The organism is uncultured Campylobacter sp. (assembly GCF_938045595.1).
Lineage (GTDB): Bacteria > Campylobacterota > Campylobacteria > Campylobacterales > Campylobacteraceae > Campylobacter_B.
Genome location: NZ_CALIBB010000317.1, coordinates 1 through 1,052, shown reverse-complemented (window position 1 = coordinate 1,052; position 1,052 = coordinate 1). Strand labels below are relative to the sequence as shown.

Sequence of the window (1,052 nt, the reverse complement as noted above, 5' to 3'; positions counted from 1 at the left end):
AAGATATTTTATAATACTATTTTATAAAAAATATTATTTATGATATAATAGCGCTAAAATTTAACCGTTTTAAGGAGGCCTCATTATGGTTAGAAAAATTTTATTTATATCGCTGCTGCTTGTTTTTTCAAATGCCGCTACGCTCACCGACGTTTTAGACAGGAAGGTCGAGGTAAAGGACAGGGTAGAAAAGGTCGTTTTGACGTTTTATTTCGAAGAGTACTTCGTAACCACGGGCGAAGAGGGCGTTTCTAAAATCGCCGGATGGTCCAAAGGGTACTGGAAGGGTCGTAGAGAAGCGACGTGGCAGGCTTTTTTGAAAAAATTTCCGAGCATAGATCAGATCCCCGATGTCGGATACATCGGCAAAAACACTCTGTCGTTCGAGCGCATCGTCTCGCTAAAGCCTGATGTGGTTTTGTTTGCAAAAAACGACTACGAAAAAGTTAAGCAAAATTTAAAAAATTTAGATAGCTCGGGCATTGCTGCGGTATTCGTAGATTTTCATGATGAAAATTTACAAAATCATATGAAAAGCATGGAAATTCTAGGCGAAATTTTCGGCAAGCAAGACAGAATAGCCGAAGTGAATAAATTTTATAAATCAAAATTCGAGCTCGTAGAACAAAGGCTCGCCAAAGCCAAAAATACGACCAAGCCCAAAGTTTACGTAGAATTTAGCGAAAAGGCGGGCGCTAGCGTCTTTGGCGTATCGTATGACGATAAGATGTGGGGGGCTTTCGTCAGCGCCGCCGGCGGAGAAAATATCGCAAAAGGGCTGATAAAAGGCGCCTCCTCGCCGCTCAATCCGGAATTTATAGTCAATAAAAATCCCGATATTATCATATTTGCGGGGAATTATTTTCCAAACGGCAGCAAGAACATCCCGCTAGGCTACGGCGTGAGCAAGCAGGAGGCCGCGGCAAATTTTAATGATTACGCCCAAAGAAGCGGCTGGCAAAACATAAACGCCGTCAAAAATCATAAAATTTACGCGATCTATCACGATCTAAGCAGGCATATTTTCGATTTTGCGGGGATCTTGTTTTTCG

General features: G+C 41.7%; 1 protein-coding gene. It reads left to right on the top strand.

Annotation, left to right across the window (positions count from 1 at the left end; translation table 11 throughout):
- Positions 1 to 85: 85 nt before the first annotated feature.
- Positions 86 to 1,052: ABC transporter substrate-binding protein (locus Q0340_RS12220; RefSeq protein ID WP_298083532.1), on the top strand; the 967-nt coding region annotated here is incomplete at its 3' end.